General features: G+C 65.8%; 15 protein-coding genes. 8 read left to right on the top strand and 7 right to left on the bottom strand.

Features of this window, described 5'->3' with window-relative positions:
• The 3 genes from CAG11_RS30240 to CAG11_RS30250 all read right to left on the bottom strand — a co-directional run.
• A partial coding sequence (locus tag CAG11_RS30240) for a flagellar basal body protein (RefSeq protein WP_143494642.1) occupies positions 1–88 on the bottom strand: 88 nt, incomplete at its 3' end.
• A 536-nt stretch (positions 89–624) separates the two neighbouring features.
• Positions 625–1,170, bottom strand: coding sequence for a hypothetical protein (locus tag CAG11_RS33475; RefSeq protein ID WP_143494824.1), 546 nt, complete (start codon positions 1,168–1,170; stop codon positions 625–627).
• A 459-nt stretch (positions 1,171–1,629) separates the two neighbouring features.
• Positions 1,630–2,388, bottom strand: a complete 759-nt coding sequence (locus CAG11_RS30250; RefSeq protein ID WP_085599954.1) for an SDR family NAD(P)-dependent oxidoreductase — start codon at positions 2,386–2,388, stop codon at positions 1,630–1,632.
• Between the two features lie 143 nt (positions 2,389–2,531).
• On the opposite strand from CAG11_RS30250, the gene CAG11_RS30255 reads away from it, so the two are divergent.
• Entirely contained in the window at positions 2,532–3,443 is a 912-nt protein-coding gene (locus tag CAG11_RS30255) for a LysR family transcriptional regulator (RefSeq protein WP_085599956.1), read from the top strand.
• Positions 3,444–3,463: 20 nt separating this feature from the next.
• On the opposite strand, the gene CAG11_RS30260 is transcribed toward CAG11_RS30255, so the two are convergent.
• Positions 3,464–3,781, bottom strand: coding sequence for a hypothetical protein (locus CAG11_RS30260; protein WP_143494826.1), 318 nt, complete (start codon positions 3,779–3,781; stop codon positions 3,464–3,466).
• 217 nt (positions 3,782–3,998) lie between these two features.
• On the opposite strand from CAG11_RS30260, the gene CAG11_RS30265 reads away from it, so the two are divergent.
• Positions 3,999–4,646, top strand: coding sequence for a Qnr family pentapeptide repeat protein (locus tag CAG11_RS30265; protein WP_085599960.1), 648 nt, complete (start codon positions 3,999–4,001; stop codon positions 4,644–4,646).
• Positions 4,647–4,716: 70 nt separating this feature from the next.
• Here the strand turns inward: CAG11_RS30265 and CAG11_RS30270 are convergent, their stop codons facing one another.
• The gene (locus CAG11_RS30270; protein WP_085599962.1) at positions 4,717–5,373 is read right to left on the bottom strand and encodes an acetyltransferase; all 657 of its coding nucleotides are present in this window, start codon (positions 5,371–5,373) and stop codon (positions 4,717–4,719) included.
• Between the two features lie 157 nt (positions 5,374–5,530).
• Here CAG11_RS30270 and CAG11_RS30275 point away from each other — a divergent pair, with 157 nt between their 5' ends.
• Positions 5,531–6,229, top strand: coding sequence for a pentapeptide repeat-containing protein (locus CAG11_RS30275; protein WP_085599964.1), 699 nt, complete (start codon positions 5,531–5,533; stop codon positions 6,227–6,229).
• Between the two features lies 1 nt (position 6,230).
• Here CAG11_RS30275 and CAG11_RS30280 read toward each other — a convergent pair whose 3' ends face one another.
• Positions 6,231–7,136, bottom strand: coding sequence for a LysR family transcriptional regulator (locus CAG11_RS30280; RefSeq protein WP_085599966.1), 906 nt, complete (start codon positions 7,134–7,136; stop codon positions 6,231–6,233).
• 95 nt (positions 7,137–7,231) lie between these two features.
• Between CAG11_RS30280 and CAG11_RS30285 the strand changes: the two genes are divergently transcribed.
• The 4 genes from CAG11_RS30285 to CAG11_RS30300 all read left to right on the top strand — a co-directional run bounded on the left by CAG11_RS30285 (position 7,232) and on the right by CAG11_RS30300 (position 10,902).
• On the top strand, positions 7,232–8,407 hold the full coding sequence (locus CAG11_RS30285; protein ID WP_085599968.1) for an MFS transporter: 1,176 nt from the start codon (positions 7,232–7,234) through the stop codon (positions 8,405–8,407).
• Positions 8,408–8,431: 24 nt separating this feature from the next.
• A complete protein-coding gene (locus CAG11_RS30290) occupies positions 8,432–8,785 on the top strand; it encodes a hypothetical protein (protein WP_085599969.1) in 354 nt (117 codons plus the stop codon).
• Complete coding sequence (locus CAG11_RS30295; RefSeq protein ID WP_085599972.1) at positions 8,778–9,998, top strand: MFS transporter; 1,221 nt, start codon at positions 8,778–8,780, stop codon at positions 9,996–9,998. Before CAG11_RS30290 ends, CAG11_RS30295 begins: the two co-directional genes overlap by 8 nt.
• Before the next feature lie 178 nt (positions 9,999–10,176).
• Positions 10,177–10,902, top strand: a complete 726-nt coding sequence (locus CAG11_RS30300; protein ID WP_085600037.1) for a GNAT family N-acetyltransferase — start codon at positions 10,177–10,179, stop codon at positions 10,900–10,902.
• Positions 10,903–10,971: 69 nt separating this feature from the next.
• On the opposite strand, the gene CAG11_RS30305 is transcribed toward CAG11_RS30300, so the two are convergent.
• Entirely contained in the window at positions 10,972–11,766 is a 795-nt protein-coding gene (locus tag CAG11_RS30305; RefSeq protein ID WP_085599974.1) for a helix-turn-helix transcriptional regulator, read from the bottom strand.
• Positions 11,767–12,363: 597 nt separating this feature from the next.
• Here CAG11_RS30305 and CAG11_RS30310 point away from each other — a divergent pair.
• On the top strand, positions 12,364–18,744 hold the full coding sequence (locus tag CAG11_RS30310) for a non-ribosomal peptide synthetase (protein ID WP_085599976.1): 6,381 nt from the start codon (positions 12,364–12,366) through the stop codon (positions 18,742–18,744).
• Positions 18,745–19,030: the final 286 nt, after the last annotated feature.

The following is a 19,030-nucleotide window of genomic DNA, read 5'->3' on the forward strand; positions in this document are numbered from 1 at the left end:
TGGTGGCGACGTTGGCGATGTTGTTGCCGGTCACGTCCAGTTGCTTGTTGGCAGCGTAGAGACCGCTAAGGCCGATATTGAAAGACATGTTCCACTCCTTGTGTGTCGGTTACAGCAGCGATTGATCGTCACGGTTCAGTTCTTGGATACCGGGGCTCTATCGATGCTGACGCTTGAGTCGGGAAGCTCCAGGAGACCAGACTCTTCGCTGGCTGAGGCTTAGCAACCTGTGTGCCAAGCCTGAGAGCTCCATAAATCAAGGCCTCCCCGAAAGGGGGATGTGGCAAATGCAGAAAAGCGGCAATGGTTTTCCGCGCATTCTTTACAAAGTGGCAATGGCATTGCCGCGCTCGTCCGGGTAACAGCAAGCTGCATTCCGGCGAGAACAACCCGCTGCCTTTCGGTTCGTTTGATGAGGCGGATCGACTCCTGACGCGAGGCCACGTTGAGCATTTGGGGGCTAGTTGGTCATCCAGGCCAAGGATGGTTTCTGGTTTGCAAAAGGATCAGCCCGGCAATGCCGCCGCGGGAGGCCAACTACGCCAGCCTGGTCCTGAGGAGCCCCAGATGACCGGGTTCACCAGGTTTGCCCGAAGTTCGACGACCTTCGCCAGTGGCGGGTTGTCACCAGCCCCCTGGAAACCACTGACGAGCGAGCTTGACTGTCACTCGAAGTGCAACTTGAGCTTCATTGCACTGTGCTTCCTGCTCTTCAGTAGTTGCAGGTCTATGCCAGCGAGGGGTAGCTGAAAGACCTTTCGCATAGGTCTTTTCAAACTCAGGACTGGCCGCCTTGGCCAATAGCATCGCCTTGGCGTAGTCAGTTTCGAGGTCTTCGGGCAGCGCTTTACAAGCCAGCTTGGCTTGCTGATATCTAACGGCGTACATGTAGCCGTCCGTTGGGGCCCGGTCGTAGTTGTAAGGGGATGGCTGCGCAGCCAGGGTTGGGGCGGCGATGAATAGCGCGCAGAGATACAAGCGTCCGTGCATGGGACTGATGCCTCGAAAAATCGGCGAATTATACCCAGCTCGTCGGCGCTGCGAATGTCCATGCACTAGCTCGTTGGAATGCATTGATGAAATGGCGGCGCAGGTTTGCTCATGATTTTGCTCCAGGCCTGCGCCATCGCTGCGCGGGTGACAATCCAATTGCTCGTTTGGAAAGACCATGCCTCTCTGGTAGGTTCGCTCCCAAAGTGGGAGGACCCGATGAAGTGGAAGCGTTTTAAGGTAGTGATCCTGTACGTCGGTGCTGGCGCCATGGTTGTGCAGGCGGGGCGGCACCTGGCGGGCGGTGTCACTGACCTCGACAATGTAGCGCCAGCCCTGTTCGCCCTGGGTATCGCTTACTACCTGGCCAGGCGCGCAAGATCCTGTGCTGGGTAGCAAGAGGGCTTGGGTTATTGCGGCCCTCCTGGATCAACCCCTTGGGATTGCCACGTAGCATCGAGCGCCGGCTTGCCATTCACATCCCGGGTCCTCTCCTTGATAACGGCCCGCCCCATCGAGCACGGGCCACTTCGCGAGCCAAACCGGAGTAGATGCACAGCTTGCAGGGCCTGGTTCGAGCCAGGCTCTCCAGGCCTTTGCCCCTGATGGGCGTGCGCAGTTATCGGTCCCAGACGCCACTCAATGGGCATGGAAGTGCATGCCGCCATCGACGGGAATCACCGCCCCGGTGATATAGCGAGCCAGGGGCGAGGCGAGGAATGCGACCAGTTGGCCAACATCTTGCGGTTCGCCGAAGTAACCGATGGGGATATGACGGGCGATGAATGCCTGCCGGCTCTCTTGCGTTGGGTGCAACCTTTCCAGCACCTGGGCGCTGTTGATCCGGCCGGGGGCGATGCAGTTGACCGTGATGCCCGCGCAGGCTACCTCGCATGACAATCCCTTGGCCCAGAGATGCAGCGCACCTTTGGCGGCGCTAGCGGCGTTCAGCGATCGAGGCTCCATCGAGCCGCTGAGGTTGATGATGCGGCCCCACTGGCGTGCATGCATTGTTGGCAATACCGCCTGGGTCAGTCGTCGCGCCGCTGAGAAGTTGAGGGCGAGGGCTTCCTCCCAGTCGTCATCGCAAGCATAGAGCCCGGTGGGGCGGGCGCCGCCAGCGCAATTGACCAAGATATCGATGCCACCCAAGGCCCTGGCGGCTTCGGCAGCGATATGGGCAACATCGCTTGCATTCGTCACATCTGCGCTGATGACAATCGGCGCGCTAGCCCCGGCGGCTTCGATGTGTGCTGCAACCTCTTGCAATCTATCAGGCTGGCGCGCGGTGATGGCGATGCGCACTCCCTCCTGGGCGAGCACCCGGGCAACGCCAGCCCCGATGCCGCTGCTGGCTCCAGAAATCAGGGCCGTACGGCCTGCCAGATTCAATTCCATGATCTTCTCCTATGAGAGCTTCCAGCCGCTTCTGGGGCCGGGTGGCCTCTATCCGAATGACTGAGCGCTTGCGGAGAGTTTATTGATTACCTCAAGTAGATAAACTTGCATCCAGTTGCATAACTTGGAACCAGGAGTATCGAATGGATTTGTTGGACAGCATGCGGGTGTACGTCCTGACGGTAGAGAAGGGCAGCCTGAGTGCCGCCGCCGTTACCCTGGGTATCTCCGCGGCCATGGCTGGCAAGCACCTGCGCTCCCTCGAGACACGCCTGGCCATGCAACTGCTCAAGCGGACGACGCGGCGCCAGCATCTGACGAGCTTCGGTGAGGACTACTATCTGCGCTGCAAGGAAATCCTGCGGTTGGTGGCCGAGACCGACGAGCAAGCCCAGCACCAGCATCTGGCGCCCGTCGGCAAGCTGCGGATCACGGCGCCGGTAACCTTCGGAACAGACGCGCTGATGCCGGTCTTGTCGAGCTACATGGATCGTTATCCCGAGGTCCGGCTCGAGGTGGTTCTCTGCGATCGGGTCACGGACCTGGCGGAGGAGGGCTTCGAGGTGGCCATTCGCATTGGCGCGCTGCCGGAGGATGCGCCGCTGGTGGCCAGGCCACTGGCTCCCTACCGGCTGATGATGTGCGCCTCCCCGGGCTATCTGGCGCGTCGGGGTATGCCGCGAAGAATGGAGGACTTGCTGCATCACGAATGCCTGTCGTTCAGTCCGACAGCATTGAACGACTGGCCCGACGCTCGGGAAGAACTGGCCCACCGGGCGCCATCGGCGCGGCTGCAGGTCAACAACGGCCAGGCACTGCGCGTCGCCGCCCTGCATGGCCTGGGGATCGTCCTGCAACCCGCGCTCTTGTTGCAGGCGGATGTCCAGGCGGGCCACCTGGTGCAGCTGTTTCCCGAGCAGAGCCTGCCGGACCGCCCAGTGCACGCGGTATACCTGCCGGATCGCTTTCACTCGGCCAGGCTGCGCAGCTTTGTGGAGTTCCTGGTCGAACAATTTCCCCCGGCAGCCGGGGTGCCACGTCCGGGTGCCTCATGAACTGTTTTATGGAACCTGGCTCAGCTATCCATCTTCGCCGCCAGCAGGGCTCGCTCCTTGGTGAGCGGCTTGAGTACACCCTGGTCATTGCCGATGCGCTGGTAGAAAAAGTAGTTCTCGGCCTGGTCATGCAGGATGCGGTAGATATTGCCCTGGCGTCTCGAGCCCGGGGTGACGCTGCGCTCCACCAGTAATTGATAATCCTCGATGTTCAGGCGTTTCAGCGCTTGTTCGAAATCCTGCCGGGTAGTGGTCTCCCAGCGACGGATATTGTTCATGTGCCACATGATCGAAAGGAACATGAACAGCACCGCACCCTGGACCACAAGGTGCTTCATGATTTGTTCCATAGAGTGACTTCCTGTCTCCTGAGACTGGGGCGAGTCGTGCGCCACAAGCGATAGCGGGGTTGCAACTGGACGTGGCGCATGAGCCCGGCACGCTGGGATTGTGCTTCCAAGGTGGTTACGACTTGAGACACAAAGGCTTCAAATGGTGCTGCCCGGGATGCTAGGTTTGTCGCGTTATCGGTCGCGGATTGTGTAGGAAAGCGCCATGGAATCCCAAATTTTTGAGAACAAGCGCATTGGCGTGGAGGAGTTTACCGGTCAGGTGGTCACGGGTATGACCTTTCTGGATTGCGATTTTTCCCGGGTCGACCTGTCGGAAACCCAGTTCATCGATTGCAGTTTCTACGATCCCGAGCGCCAGGTCGGCTGCAACTTTCGCAGTGCCAAGCTCAAGGGCGCCTCGTTCAAGCGCTGTGACCTGACGGTCTGCGTATTCAACTTCGCCAGCGCCCTGGGGCTGGAGATCACCGAGTGCAAGGCCCAGGGGGCCGACTTCAGCAGCGCCAGCTTCATGAACGTGATTTCCAGCAAGTCCTGGTTCTGCAATGCCTACATCAACAAGAGCAACCTGGCCTACGCCAACTTCTCCAAGGTCAATCTCGAGAAGTGCGAGCTGTGGGACAACCGCTGGACCGGCGCCAATGTCACCGGCGCCAGTTTTGCCGGGTCGGACTTGTCCGGTGGCGAGTTCAGCCTCCTGGATTGGCGATCCGCCGATTTCACCGGCTGCGACCTGACCAACTCGCAGTTGGGCGACCTGGATATCCGGCTGGTCAACCTGGACGGAGTCAAGCTCGACCGCGACCAGATGAGCCACCTTGCCGCGCGCCTGGGGATCAACGTGATCGGCTAGCCCGGTACAACGAGGCAACCGGAACCCGCTACGGCGGGTTTTTCATTGCACCGGCGCTGGCCCGGCCGTGTCAGGGTTCCTTGTGCAGAGGGCGAGCAGGGTTGCCGCAGACCGTGGTGCCGGGCGCCACGCTGCGGGTCACCACCGCTCCCATGCCCACCACGGCGCCCCGGCCGATGACGATGGGCCGCTGGGGCGTGCCTTGCTTGATGATGGCGCCGGCGCCGAGGTAGGCGTGGTCCTCGATCACCACCGCCCCATTGCAATGCACGTTGGGCGCGAAGGTGACGAAGTCGCCGATGATGCAGTCATGGGCGACGTAGCTGTAGAGATTGGCGTGGAAGAACCGGCCGATTCGCGCATTGGCCGTCACCACGGCAAATGGGCACAGCACCGCGCCCTCGCCGATCTCGTTGCACGCCAGGTCCAGTGCATTGGCCGCCATGATGGAGAAGGGCCGGGCCCCGGCGCTGGCCATCCGCGCGGCCAGCTCTTCGCGGATATGGCTGTTGGCGATGGTGATGTTGAAGTGCCTGGTGGCATCCAGGGCCAGGAACTCCTCGAGTCCCAGCACGCTGAAGCCATTGAGGCAGGTGCCGGCCAGTTGTTCATCGACGAACACCAGCCGTGTCGTTTGCCAGCGCTGCGTCTTGTGCAACTGCTGGGCGGCCAACGGCATCACTTCGCGACCGAAGCCGCCGGCGCCACAAATCGCGTAGACATCCATAGTGCATCTCCTCGTTTCCGGGGGCGGGCAGGCGCCAAGCCTAACTCAATTGCCGCGCCTCGCACGCCATTCGAAGGGCCGGGAGCGAGGCCAACCTTGACCTGCCGGTCCGCTATCCAGAAGATGCCCACCTTCAATCCCAGGCTCAGGAGAGGGCATGCAGGCGCAAGACGGCTACTTCGAAATCACCCCCGAGGATCTGCAGGAGCGCTCCCTGGCGCAACTGGCCGCCAGCCAGCTACTGCCCGTGCGTGGCGTGGGCCTGGACCTGAGCGGCCAGGACCTGTCGCGCAGCAACCTGGCCGGTGCCCATTTCGAACGCTGCAGCTTCAGTGCTACCAACCTCACCGCCGCCAACCTGGCCAACAGCCGCTGGACCAGTTGCCGGGCCGGCCAGGCGACACTGCGCTCGGCGGTGCTCACCGATGCCCGCTTCGAACGCTGCGACCTGAACAACACCCTGTGGCAACGCAGCAAGGTCGCCCATGTGCAGTTCGAAGCCTGCAAGCTCACCGGCGCCAACTTCGCCGATGTCTCGGCCCTGGGCCTGGGCTTCTCCGACTGCCTGCTCAACAGCGCCATGCTGTCCGGTATCTCGTTCTACAAGGCGCAGCTGTATCGCATCGATTTCAGCGAAGCGGACCTGACCTATTGCGACTTTCGCAAGGCAGTGTTCATCGAGGGGGGCAGCCTGTCCCTGGCCCGGGTGAACAATGCCCGTTTCGACGACGCCGACCTGCGTGAAGCCAGCCTGCAGGGCCTGCGACTGGTGGATGCGAAGCTGTTCAAGGGCGCGATCATCTCCCGTAGCCAGGCCGGCATGCTCCTGGCCGGCCTGGGCCTGACGGTCCTCTGAATCAGTCCTGTCGGGCCTGGTGCAGGTTTTCCAGTACGCCGATGAAGGCCTGCGCCAGGGGGCTGCGCTTCTGGCTGTGGGTCAGTACCAGCAACGGAGCGGTGGCGCCCAGGTCCACCACCGGCCGGTAGCTCACGCCTTTTTTTGCCAGGGTCCGGGTGCAACTGGGCACCAGGGCGATACCCTGGCCGGCGGCGACCAGGGCGATGATCGAGGTGATCTGGCGCCCGCTGGGCCCCGGCCGCAGGGGCAGGTCGTTGCGACGGTACAGCTGCTCGATGGCTTCATTGAGTCCCGAGCCATAGCCGGCCGGAAACAGGATCAGCGGCGACTCGCTGAGTTCGGCCAGGGTCACCTCGGCCTGGGCCGCCACCGGGCTGTCGCTGGCCAGCGCCGCCACCAGCGGCTCGTCCCCCAGGGACAGGGTGTGGATCTCGGCCAACTCGTCCGGCGGCTGCATCCGGCTCAGGCCGATGTCGATCCGCCCATCGACGATCTGCGCCCACTGGCTGGCCGAGGCGCCTTCCACCAGTGTCAACTGCACCTCGGGAAAGCGCTGGGCGAAGGCCTGGATCGCCTCGCTGAACAACTCCGACAAGGCGATCGAGCTGGCATATCCCAGGGCCAGTTGTCCGGCGCTGCCGGCGGCCAGCTTGGCGGCCATGGCCTCGGCCAGTTCCATTTGTTCCAGCACCGCTCGGGCATAGGGTAAAAAATGCTGGCCCTGGGCCGTGAGGGTCACGCTGCGGCTGGTGCGATCGAACAAGCGAAACCCCAGCTCGCTCTCCAGCGCCGAGATCTGTCGGGTCAGAGGAGGTTGCGCCAGGTGCAGGCGCAACGCGGCGCGGCCGAAGTGCAGTTCTTCGGCGACGGTCAGAAAGTAACGCAGCCTGCGTAGATCGAGCATCCTGTTCCCTGGGTATTGATCGGTCGGAAATCGGTATTGGTCCTGGTCCAGCGACGTATTTTATAAAAGCCTTTCGCCACAAAACGAGAGGTTTCATGTCCCTGTTTGCACACCGTGCCCGCCTGGCCCTGTTTCTATGTGGCTGCGCCGCCTTCCTCAACCTGTATGCGACCCAGGGCATCCTCCCGGTATTCGCCGCGGATTTTGCCGTGAGCGCCAGGGAAGCGGGCTGGAGCATCACCGTCACCACCCTGGCGGTGGCTCTCGGGGCGCCATTGACCAGCCGCCTGAGCAGTGCCTGGGATCAACGCCGGGTGATAGTGCTGGCGGCGCTGGCCCTGGCGCTGCCGGCTGTGCTGGTGGCCTGCGCTGGCAACCTGGCCCAGTTGCTGCTGTGGCGTTTTGTCGAAGGCCTGCTGATTCCCCTGGTCTTCGCCACCAGCGTTGCCTACATCGGCGACCGCTGGCGCGGCGGCATGATCACCGAGGTCACCAGCCTGTATGTGGCCGGCACCGTGCTCGGTGGGTTCGCCGGGCGCTTCGTCACCGGTGTCGCGACCCAGTACCTGGGCTGGCGCGAGGCCTTCGCGCTGCTGGCGCTCCTGAGCCTGCTGCTCGGCCTGGCCATCCACTGGCTGTTGCCGGCCAATCCGCCGGCGGCCGAGCGCCATCTTGCCGAGCGTCGTGGCAGTTGGCGTCAACTCTGCGGCAAGCCCTTGCTGGCGTCCTACGCCGTGGGGTTCTGCGTGCTGTTCGCGCAAGTCGCCACCTTCACCTACGCCGGGCTCTACCTTGGCCAGCCGCCATTCGAATTGGGCCCGGCGGCCCTGGGAGCGCTCTATGGCGTGTTCCTGCTGGCGCTGGTGGTGATCCCGCTCGCCGGGCGCCTGAGCAAGTCCCGGCCCCAGGCCGAACTGTTGCTGGTGGCGGCATCGCTGGGTGTCTGCGGCTCAGCCCTGAGCCTGTTGTCGTCATTGTGGCTGATGGTGCTGGGCCTGGCCCTGAGCTCCACCGGAGTGTTCCTGGCCCAGGCGGCGGCCAATGCCTTCATCAGTGCCAGCGCCGGGCCGCACAAGGCCAGGGCGGTGGGGCTGTACCTGACCTGCTACTACTTGGGCGGCAGCGCTGGCGCCGTGCTGCCGGCAGTACTCTGGAACCGCTGGGGCTGGCCGGGCTGCGTGGCGTTGATCCTGGTGTTCCAGGTGCTGGCCCTGCTGGTCGGCTGGCACGGTTGGCGCGCGCCGCGGCCACGCCAGCAACTGGCCGGCTGATGCGGCCCCAAGGGACTACCTGAGATGAGCCTGAGCGATCTGCCGCTGCGCCAGAGCCAATTGTTGAAGTTCGTCGAGCCGCTGCTCAACGACATGCCCGCCAGTGCCTGGAAGCATGCGCTGTTCGAGGCATTCTGGAGCCAGCGGCGCGACCTGCTGGCCATCGAGGATGCCTTCTTGAAACTGGTCCAATACCCGGGACCGGGGCTGGCAGCCGTAGACGCCTGCACCGAGGCCATGGCCATCGCCCCCGACGAGCCCGCCGCCCGCAACCTGTTCGCCCAGTACTTGCAGCGCCGTTCCCGGGCCATGCTCGCTTGCGCCCGGGTACTGCCCGCCGATTCTTCCCCCAACCCATCCGGCCACCCCCATGAATGACCAGAACCCCGCGATTCCCGCTGTAGCCTCCGCCAGCGCCACCCAGGTGCGGCGCCGCTCGCTGCTGGCCGGTTGCAGCGCCCATGCCGTGCACGATGGCCTGACCGATGTGATCTATGTCCTGCTGCCGGTGTGGCAGGCCCAGTTCGCCATGAGCTATGCCCAGGTCGGCCTCTTGCGCGGGGTCTATGCCGGGATGATGGCCGGCGTCCAACTGCTGGCCAGCCGCGCGGCCGGGCGCTGGGGGCGCGAGCGCCTGCTGGTGGGAGGAACCGCGCTGGCCGGCCTGGCCTATCTGCTGGCCGGGCAGGCGACTGGCCTGGGCGTGCTGTTCCTGGCGCTGTTGCTGGGCGGCCTGGGGGCCAGTACCCAGCACCCGCTGGCCTCCTCGCTGATTACCGATACCCATGAGGCTGGTGGCGGGGTCAAGGAGGCCCTGGCGCAATACAACTTCGCCGGCGATATCGGCAAGACCCTGGTCCCCGGCGTGGTGGGCCTGTTGCTGGCGCTGGTCAGCTGGCGCGCCAGCGTGACCCTGGTGGGCCTGCTGGGGTTGGCCGCGGCGTTGCTGCTGTGGTGGTTGCTCCCGTCCCGGGCCAGCACTTCGGCGCTGCGCGACAAGGCGCCCAGGGTCCTCAGCGGCCAGGGTTCGGCCGGTGGCCTGTGGGCGCTGATCGTCACCGGCACCCTGGACAGCGCGGTGCGCATGGGCTTCTTGACCTTCCTGCCGTTCCTGCTCAAGGCCAAGGGCGCCGGCAGCGCCGGAATCGGCCTGGCCCTGACCCTGCTGTTCATCGGCGGCGCGTTCGGCAAGCTGTTCTGCGGTTACCTGGGGGCACGCATCGGCATGATGAAGACCGTCTGGCTGACCGAATCCAGCACGGCGTGCCTGATCGTCCTGGCGGTGTTCCTGCCCTATGGCGCCCTGATGGTGACGTTGCCGCTGCTGGGCCTGGTGCTCAACGGCACCTCGTCGGTGCTGTATGGCGCAGTGCCGGACCTGGCAGGGGCCGGCAAGCGCGAGCAGGCATTCTCGCTGTTCTACACCGGCACCATCGGCGGCGGCGCGTTGGCCCCGATGCTGGCCGGACTGCTCAGCGATGTCGCCGGCGTGGCGCCGGCGGTGATGGTCCTGGCGGCGCTCCTGCTGCTGACGTTGCCCCTGTCCTGGCAGGTGCAGCGCGGGCTGCCAGCTGAAGCTGGCACGCCATGAACGAAGGCTCGAGGATGGAAAGAGACAAGGGCATGGCGCTGCTGGCGTGGTGCTCCTGCACTGTTTTTCACACAGATTTACAGCTGCCGGAACAGCACCGCGCTAGCCTGGGCACTCGCAGGCCACCAGCCAGGGGAGGTGCGTGGTCACGCAATGACAATCTCGATGGATGACCCTGATGAGCCTGTTTGCAACGAGCATTTACCACTACTGGCAATCCAGCTTGAGCGCCCTCGAAGGCTTGCGGGAGGACGGCGGCTTCAGCGTGCGGGTCAATCCCGGGCTGGAAGACCAATCGCGCCTGATGCTGCTGCGCACTCCCGGTGGCAGCCAGGCAGTGTTGACCCCGGGCTTGGCGCAGATCCTCGGCCTGGCCGAGGGGCCGGTGGATACCGAGGCCGCCTTCCTGGCGCGCCTGGAGCAGGCCGGTATCCGTCTCAACGGCGCCGACCATGTGTTCTATTACCCCCGGCAACGTCACGCCGAGCTGTTACGCGATACGGCCCTGGGCGATACCCGGGCATTGTCGGCGGCGCACGAGCAGCGGTTCGCCCGCTTCCAGTCCAGCGCCAGCGCAGAGGACCTGGACAATGCCTATGTCGAACTGGATCACTGGGCGGTGTTCGGCGCTTTCGAGCAGGACCGGCTGGTGGCGGCGGCGAGCATGTATGCCTGGGACGGGTCGCCGCTCGCCGATCTGGGCGTGCTGACCCTGGAGGCGTTTCGCGGCCGGGGCCATGCCCGCAGGTTGGTGCGGGCGATCTGTCGGCATGCCCTGGAGCAGGGCCTGGAGCCGCAGTACCGCTGCCAGGTCGACAACCTGGCCTCGGTGGCGCTGGCTCGGGCGGCGGGGCTGGAACTGTTCGGCCAGTGGCGGGTGATCCACCCCGATTGCGAGATCTGACGGCTTAGCGGTGCAGGCGGGTGTGGCCCGGGCCTGGGATATCTTCCCGGGAGTCCGGGCCGTGCCGGTTCAGGCGCCCACCATCCACTTGGCCAGGCCGTGGCGGCCACTGACCCCGAGCTTGGCGGCGGCGCGCTTGAGGTAGGTCTCGATGGAGCTGTTCTTCACGCTCAGGCGCTGGGCCATCTCCGGCACGGTACCGCCGGTGAGCAGCCCCAGGCAGACTTCTTTTTCCCGGGCCGAGAGGGTGATATCGCCCAGCGACAGGCGTTCGTCGAACTCGCGCTGCAATGGCGACTGCTCCTGGTTGTCCCGGGGGCGGCTGGTCCAGCTGCGCAGGTTCTTCAGGGCTTGCTGGCGATGCATCTGCGCATGGCGTTCCAGCAGCGGCAGCAGGGTCGAGGACAGGCTCTTGAGGAACGACAGCTCGGACAGGGAAAACCCACCCTGGGTCGATTCGCGGTAGAGCGCGATCACGCAGCGGCGGTTGGCCTTGCGCGACACCAGGTGGCATTGGTGCGGGGTATTGCGTGCTTGCCGGCCATGGACCTGGGCGTTGATCTGGATCAGCAGCGAATCATCCATTTCCAGCATTTTGTGCAGCAGCGGTTCTTGGCGCCGGGCGGCTTCCGGCAGTTGTTCCGGCTGTCCGGCACGTCCCAGCAAGGTGATTTCCTCGGCGCGGGTCTGGCGCTCGTCGAGGGTCCATTCACTGAGCACCAGGTGATCGGCCGGCACCAGTTTGTTCACCAGTTCGAGCATGTTCGCGGCGAACTGGCCCTGGCCGGTGTTGGAGATCAACTGCCCCAGTTCCAAGTAGAAATTCGGTGTTTCCAGGTTGGCGATACTGCTGGTCAGACTCATATCCCTATCATCCTTGATCAAGGCAAATCGCTGATCGAAGCCTTGAAACCTTATTGCGACGGCGCACCGCAGCAGGTCCTCCATGAACCCGATCCGGTCAGATGCGTCTGATTTAAGCCTAAGCATTTGCTTCGCGTCTGTAGGGGGAAACCGGGACACAAAACCCCGGGCCGGGCTCGCCAAGCCCCCTGCGCCGGGCCTCGGCCAGTGCGCCGCAAGCCCGTGGGCACGGGGTCGCAGTGAGTTGCAACGGACTTTGGCGACAGGCTTCGCAAAGAGTTCGGGACTGGACTGACGAGTCAGGAACCTCAGGTACAGATGGTCAATTTCCTACAGCTAATTCAGCCGATCCGCAAACCATCGCCAACCCCTCCGATACCCGCCAGAGCCGCGTCCCAGGCGGCCGGCAGCCCGGCGGACTGTCCGGGTTTGGGGTGACATACAGCCCAGGGGGCCGATGCTTAAATTTCGTTCGCCGGTGCCTTGGCCATCACATGAGAAGGATCTTATGACGCGTTTTTCTGCCATTGCCGTGGGCGACGCTGCCGTCGCCATCCGTCGCTCGCCGCAGGCCGGATGCCTGCCCCGGAAGCAGTCATGAACGCCGGTCCGCTACAGGCCCCGGGCCTGCCGTTGACCGCCGGGCAGCGGGATATCTGGCTCGACCAGCTCAGCCGCGGCGACTCGCCCTTGTACAACATCGGCGGTTATGCCGAGTTGCGCGGCCCGTTCCGTCCCGAGTTGATGCAGCGCACCGTGGAACTGGTGGTGGCCCGGCACGACGTGCTGCGCACCGTGCTGTCCCGCGAGGGCAGCCAGGATGGCCTGCCGCTGCAGTATTTCGACCGCCATTGGCCGGTGCAGCTGGCGTTCCACGACCTGTCCGATGCGGCCGATCCGCTGGCCGCCGCCCGGGTGCAGATCCAGGGGCAGATGCAGCAGCCGTTCGCCCTCGAAGGCCAGCGGCTGTGCCGTTTCTCGTTGTTTCGCCTGGGCCCCGAGCATCACTTGATGCAGGTCGAAGCCCATCACTTGATCCTCGATGGCTGGGGCTTCGCCCAGTTGTCCCAGGCCCTGGGCGAGGTCTACGGCGCCCTGTTGCAGGGTGAGCAGCCGGCGGCCGAGGCGCCATCCTTCAGCGACTTCGTCGAGGACGATGGCCGTTACCACCAGTCCGCCCGTTACCAGCGCGACCGCGACTACTGGCTGGCCAGTTACCACAGTGTGCCGGAACCGTTGCTGCGCCCGCGCTATCGCCCCAGCGTCACCGACGAGACCCCCGGCGGGGCGCTGGTACAGGCTTTCCCCGCAGTGTTGCACGAACGAATGAAGGCCCTGGGCAAGCAGCTTGGCGGCTCGGCTTTCCATGTACTGCTGGCCGCACTGCATGTGTATTTCACCCGGGTCGACCAGCGCCGTGACTGGGTCCTGGGCATGCCGGTGCTGAACCGGCCCAACGCCGCCTTCAAGGCCACTCTCGGCTCCTTCACCCAGGTCAGCGCGGTGCGCATGGACTTCGCCCCGGACCTGACCTTCGAAGCCCTGGTGATGGCGGTGCGCGACAGGTTGAAACAGGATTTTCGCCACCAGCGCTTCCCCTTGAGCGAGCTCAATCGTGCCCTCGGCCTGCTGCGCGAAGACCGCACCCAGCTGTTCGAGTTGTCGCTGTCCTACGAGGTGGAGAACCTGGATTACCGCTACGGCGAGGCCAGCGCCTCGTCGGTCAAGGTTTCCAACCGCCACGAGCCGGAACCCCTGGCCATCCACCTGCGCAGCAACAGCTTCGAGGACAGTGCCTGGATGCACTACGTCTATGACCGCCGGTATTTCCAGGCCGAGGAGATCCAGGCCATGGCCGGGCACTTGCTGCACGTCCTGGAGCAAGGGCTGGAGGACACAGGTTTGCCGATGCAGCGCTTCTCGTTGCTCACCGACGCCGATCGCGCCCGCCTGGAGCAATGGAATGCCACCGGCCAGGCGAACGCCGCCGAGCAGCGCATCCATGGGCGGATCGAGGCCTGGGCCGAGCGCACCCCGGATGCCATCGCCCTCATCGCCCAGGGCCAGCAGCTCAGCTATGCCCAGCTCAACCAGCAGGCCAACACCCTGGCCCGGCACCTGCAGGCCCTGGGCGCCGGCCCGGATGAGCGGGTGGCCATCGTGGCCCGGCGCAGCCCGCAAACCCTGGTGGGCTTGCTGGCAATCCTCAAGGCCGGCGCCGGCTACGTGCCCATCGATCCGGCGCACCCGGCCGAGCGCCTGGCCTACCTGCTGGAGGACTGCGCTCCGGTGGCGGTGCTGGTCCAGCAGGACCTGCGCCAGCGCCTGCCGGCGTTGCCGATGCCAGTGGTGGAACTGGATAGCCAGCAGTGGCAACCGGGGACCGCTGCCAACCCGCAAGTGCCGGGGCTGACGCCACGACACCTGGCTTATGTGATCTACACCTCGGGCTCCACCGGCTTGCCCAAGGGCGTGCAGGTGGAGCACCAGAGCTTGTCCGGCCTGGTGGACTGGCATTGCCAGGCGTTCGACCTGGGCCCGGGCCGCCACAGCTCGTGCCTGGCCGGTTTCGGTTTCGACGCCATGGCCTGGGAAATCTGGCCGACCCTGTGCGCCGGGGCGACCCTGCACCTGGCGCCGGTCAGCGATGGTCCCGAGGACCTGGATCGCCTGCTCGCCTGGTGGCACGCCCAGCCCCTGGACGTGAGTTTTTTGCCGACCCCGGTGGCCGAGTACGCGTTCAGCCGCCACACCGGCCATCCGCACCTCAAGACCCTGCTGGTGGGCGGCGATCGTCTGCGCCAGCCACCCGCGGCCCAGGGCTTTACCCTGGTCAACAACTACGGCCCCACCGAAGCCACGGTGGTGGCCACTTCCGGGGTCATCGAGCCGGGCGGGGCACTGCACATCGGCCGGCCGATCGCCAACACCCGCATCTATCTGCTGGACGAGCAGCAGCGGCCCCTGCCCATCGGCATTCCCGGCGAGCTGTACGTCGGCGGCGCCGCAGTGGCCCGGGGTTACCTCAAGCGTCCCGAGTTGACTGCGGAGCGCTTCCTCGACGACCCGTTCAGCGAAGTGCCGGGGGCACGCATGTATCGCACCGGCGACCTGGCGTGCTGGCGCCACGACGGCACCCTGGAGTACCTGGGGCGCAACGACGACCAGGTGAAGATCCGCGGCCTGCGCATCGAGCTGGGGGAAATCGAAACCTGCCTGGGTCGCCATCCGGCCCTGCGCGAGGCGGTGGTCCAGGCCCGCGACGGCCAACTGGTGGCCTGGTTCAGTGCCGACGGCGAGGTGCCCATCGGCGAGCTGCGCGAACACCTGCTGCAACGCCTGCCGGACTACATGGTGCCGATGGCCTATGTGCGGCTCGACGCCTTGCCGCTGACCGCCAACGGCAAGCTGGACCGCAAGGCCCTGCCGGCGCCGGACCCGCTGGCCTTGATCAGTCGCGAATACGAGGTGCCCCAGGGGCCGCTGGAAACCACCCTGGCGCGGCTCTGGGCCGAAGTGCTGCAGGTCGGGCGGGTGGGACGCCAGGATCACTTCTTCGAACTGGGCGGGCATTCGCTGCTGGCCTTGCAACTGATCCAGCGCATGGATCAGGAAGGCTTGCAGGCCGATGTGCGAGTACTGTTCGGCCAACCGACCCTGGCCAGCCTCGCCGCCGCGGTGGAGCAGGGAGCCGGGTTGCAGGTCCCGGCCAACCGTGTGCCGCCGGGCTGCCAGCGCATCACCCCGGACATGCTCAGCCTGGTGGATCTGGACCAGGACAGCATCGACCGGGTGGTGGCGACGATTCCCGGCGGGGCGGCCAACGTCCAGGAGATCTATCCCCTGGCGCCTTTGCAGGCCGGCCTGCTGTACCACCATATGACCTCGGTCCAGCGCGATCCCTACCAGCAACATGCGCTGTTCGCCTTCGCCCGCCGCGAGGACCTGGACGCCTTCGCCAACGCCTTGCAGGCGGTGATCCAGCGCCATGACATCCTGCGCACCAGCCTGGTCTGGGAAGTGCTGGAGCCGGCGGTGCAGGTGGTCTGGCGCGAAGCCCGGCTGAACCTGGAAGAACTGCGGCCGGTGGCGGGCGAACCGGTGCTCGAGCAATTGCGCCGGCACTTCGATCCACGCCAGCGGCCACTGGATATCCGCCAGGCGCCGATGCTCGCCCTGGCCTGGGCCGAGGACCGGCCACAGGGGCGCTGGCTGGCGCTGCTGCGCTTCCATCACCTGGTCAACGACGCCACTTCCACGGCGATGCTGATGGCGGAAATCGGCGCCCACATGGACGGCCGCCAGCAGCAGTTGGCCGCGCCTTTCGCCTACCGCGAATACGTGGCCCGCACCGGCCTGGACCAGGAGCGCCACGCCGCGTTCTTCCGCCAGGCCCTGGCCGGGGTGGACGAGCCGACCCTGGCCTTCGAACTCAAGGAGCGCCCCGGCGAGCAAGCGGACCACGAAGAGGCCGGGCAGTTGCTCGACGCCGGCTTCGAGCAGCGCCTGCGCGAGCAGGTCCGGCGCCATGGGGTCAGCGCCGCCAGCCTGTTCCACCTGGCCTGGGCCCTGGTGCTGGGACGTACTTGCGGCCGCGACGACGTGCTGTTCGGCACCGTGCTGCTGGGACGCTTGCAAGCCGGTGCCGGGGCGGACCGGGCCCTGGGCATGTTCATCAATACCTTGCCCCTGCGCCTGGAACTGGCGGGGCTCAACGTCGTCGACGGGCTGCGCCAGGTCCAGGAGCGTCTCAGCGCGCTCCTGGCCCATGAACAGGCGCCGTTGTCCCTGGCCCGGCGTTGCAGCGCAGTGGCGCCGCCGACCCCGCTGTTCAATGCCTTGCTCAACTACCGGCACAACGTCGAGGCCGACGCCCAGGCGCTGTTGCAGGACCTGCCGGCCGGGGTGCAATTGCTCGCCAGCGAGGAGGTGGTCAGCTATCCGCTGATGCTGGCGGTGGACGACCTGGAACCGGGCTTGCGCCTGGGCCTTCGCGCGCCCCAGCGGATCGGCGCGCAACGCTTGCTGGACTACCTGCAATGCACGCTGCAAAGCCTGCTGCTGGCCCTGGAGCAGGCGCCGGCGACATTCCTGCACAGCCTGTCGATCCTGCCCGAGACGGAGCGCACGCAGTTGCTGTCGGCGTACAACGCCACCGAGTCGGACTATCCCCGCCAGCTGACCCTGCATGCGCTGTTCGAGGCCCAGGTCCGGCGCACGCCCGAGGCCATCGCGGTACAGGCCGGCGAGCGCCGCTTGAGTTATGCAGAGCTCAATCGCCAGGCCAACCAGGTGGCCCATCACCTGCGCGAGCTGGACGTGGGGCCGGACGTGCGAGTCGGGCTCTGCGTCCAGCGCAGTCCCGAGCTGCTGGTGGGCCTGCTGGGCATTCTCAAGGCCGGCGGCGCCTACGTGCCCCTGGACCCGGACTACCCGGCCGAGCGCCTGCACTTCCTGGTGCAGGACAGCCAGCCGCTGGCGGTGCTGGTGCACCAGCCGACCCACGGCTTGCTGGCGGACCTGGCCCTGGCGCTGCTGGACTTCGACGCCAGCCCCTGGCAGCACCAGCCGCAGCACGACCCTCAGGTGCCGGACCTGGAGGTCTCGCACCTGGCCTACGTGATCTACACCTCGGGTTCCACCGGCACGCCCAAGGGCGTGATGGTCGAGCACCGTGGCCTGGGCAACCTGATGCACTGGGGCTCGCAGCTGTGCCCGCAGTCTGCGGGCGGCACCTTGCTGCAAAAGGCCCCGTTCAGCTTCGACGGCTCGGTCTGGGAGCTGTTCTGGCCCCTGGTCACCGGCATGCGCCTGCTGCTGGCGCGGCCCGGCGGCCACCGCGATCCGGACTACCTGGCGCAGCTGGTAGTGGAACAGCAGGTGACGATGATCAAGTTCGTCCCGGCGATGTTGCTGCAGTTCCTGCAACTGGAAGAGTCGAGCCAGTGTCAGAGCCTGACCGACGTGTTCTGCGGCGGCGGCGAGCTGACCGAGGCCATCGCCCGGTTGCTGCGCCAGCGCCTGCCCCGGGCACGCCTGCATAACGTCTACGGGCCTACCGAGGCCACGGTGGACAGCACGGCCTGGACCCTGGAGCCCGATGCGCCGATTCCGCCGGTGCAACTGCCCATCGGCCGGGCCATCACCAACACCCGGCTGTACGTCCTGGATGCCCACGACCAGCCAGTGCCACGGGGCGTCAGCGGCCAGTTGCACATCGGTGGCGTCGGGGTCGCCCGCGGCTACCTGGGCTTGGCGCAGTTGCAGGCCGAGCGGTTCATCGCCAGCCCCTTCGTCGCCGGCGACCGGCTGTACCGCAGTGGCGACCTGGTGCGCTATGCCGAGGATGGCAACCTGGAGTTCCTCGGGCGCAACGACTTCCAGGTCAAGCTGCGCGGCTTGCGCCTGGAACCGGGGGAAATCGAGGCACGGCTGGCCGAGCATCCGGCGGTGCGCGAGGTGGCGGTGCTGCTGCGCGGCGAGCGCCTGGTGGCCTACTACAGCCTGCATCCGGGAGCCACGGAACCGGGGATCGAGGTCTTGCGCGCCCATGTCCTGGAGCGCCTGCCCGACTACATGGTGCCGGCGGCCTACGTGCGCCTGGACGCCTTGCCCCTGAGCGGCAATGGCAAGCTGGATCGCAGGGCCTTGCCCGAGCCCGGGGCCGATGCGGTGCTGGCCCGGGAATTCGTGGCCCCCGAGGGTGAACTGGAAACCACCCTGGCGCGGCTCTGGGCCGAGGTGCTGCAGGTCGAGCGGGTGGGGCGCCACGACCACTTCTTCGAGCTGGGCGGACACTCGCTGCTGGCGGTCAGCCTGGTGGCGCGCATGCGCCAGGAAGGCCTGCATGCCGATGCCCGGTTGCTATTCAGCCAGCCGACCCTGGCCGCGCTGGCGGCCAATACCCGCAGCCAGTTGCAACAGGTGGACATTCCCGCCACCACCATTCCACAGCTCAAGCGCCAGCGGCGCCTCTGAGCCTTTCGCACCTTCTGTCATGACCTTGGCGCGCCGGCCCGGATGCCGGCGCGCCGGCGTGACGCCAAGGGGGACAGGCCCGGGATAGTGTCCCGAGTTCCCATGCCAGACACCTGTGGAGGGATGTTTTAGCGTTCCTTCGCTGCGCCAGATCCTGGCTGTTGCGCGGCCCCCTGCACCCAAGGGGCGTGGCTGCTCGTGAAGTGGACAGCGGCCACATCTGAAACGTTGCATCTGAAACACGGACGTTCTCTTCAACCGTTTCCGAATCCTAGGCAGGTCACAC

The sequence above is a fragment of the Pseudomonas sp. B6(2017) genome (assembly GCF_002112765.1).
GTDB classification, from domain to species: domain Bacteria; phylum Pseudomonadota; class Gammaproteobacteria; order Pseudomonadales; family Pseudomonadaceae; genus Aquipseudomonas; species Aquipseudomonas piscis.

Excerpts from the sequence above, each read along its gene's own strand:
- CAG11_RS33475 (WP_143494824.1), bottom strand. The coding sequence starts at position 1,170 with ATGGTCTTTCCAAACGAGCAATTGGATTGTCACCCGCGCAGCGATGGC.
- CAG11_RS30250 (WP_085599954.1), bottom strand. The coding sequence starts at position 2,388 with ATGGAATTGAATCTGGCAGGCCGTACGGCCCTGATTTCTGGAGCCAGC.
- CAG11_RS30255 (WP_085599956.1), top strand. The coding sequence starts at position 2,532 with ATGGATTTGTTGGACAGCATGCGGGTGTACGTCCTGACGGTAGAGAAG.
- CAG11_RS30260 (WP_143494826.1), bottom strand. The coding sequence starts at position 3,781 with ATGAAGCACCTTGTGGTCCAGGGTGCGGTGCTGTTCATGTTCCTTTCG.
- CAG11_RS30265 (WP_085599960.1), top strand. The coding sequence starts at position 3,999 with ATGGAATCCCAAATTTTTGAGAACAAGCGCATTGGCGTGGAGGAGTTT.
- CAG11_RS30270 (WP_085599962.1), bottom strand. The coding sequence starts at position 5,373 with ATGGATGTCTACGCGATTTGTGGCGCCGGCGGCTTCGGTCGCGAAGTG.
- CAG11_RS30275 (WP_085599964.1), top strand. The coding sequence starts at position 5,531 with ATGCAGGCGCAAGACGGCTACTTCGAAATCACCCCCGAGGATCTGCAG.
- CAG11_RS30280 (WP_085599966.1), bottom strand. The coding sequence starts at position 7,136 with ATGCTCGATCTACGCAGGCTGCGTTACTTTCTGACCGTCGCCGAAGAA.
- CAG11_RS30285 (WP_085599968.1), top strand. The coding sequence starts at position 7,232 with ATGTCCCTGTTTGCACACCGTGCCCGCCTGGCCCTGTTTCTATGTGGC.
- CAG11_RS30290 (WP_085599969.1), top strand. The coding sequence starts at position 8,432 with ATGAGCCTGAGCGATCTGCCGCTGCGCCAGAGCCAATTGTTGAAGTTC.
- CAG11_RS30295 (WP_085599972.1), top strand. The coding sequence starts at position 8,778 with ATGAATGACCAGAACCCCGCGATTCCCGCTGTAGCCTCCGCCAGCGCC.
- CAG11_RS30300 (WP_085600037.1), top strand. The coding sequence starts at position 10,177 with ATGAGCCTGTTTGCAACGAGCATTTACCACTACTGGCAATCCAGCTTG.
- CAG11_RS30305 (WP_085599974.1), bottom strand. The coding sequence starts at position 11,766 with ATGAGTCTGACCAGCAGTATCGCCAACCTGGAAACACCGAATTTCTAC.
- CAG11_RS30310 (WP_085599976.1), top strand. The coding sequence starts at position 12,364 with ATGAACGCCGGTCCGCTACAGGCCCCGGGCCTGCCGTTGACCGCCGGG.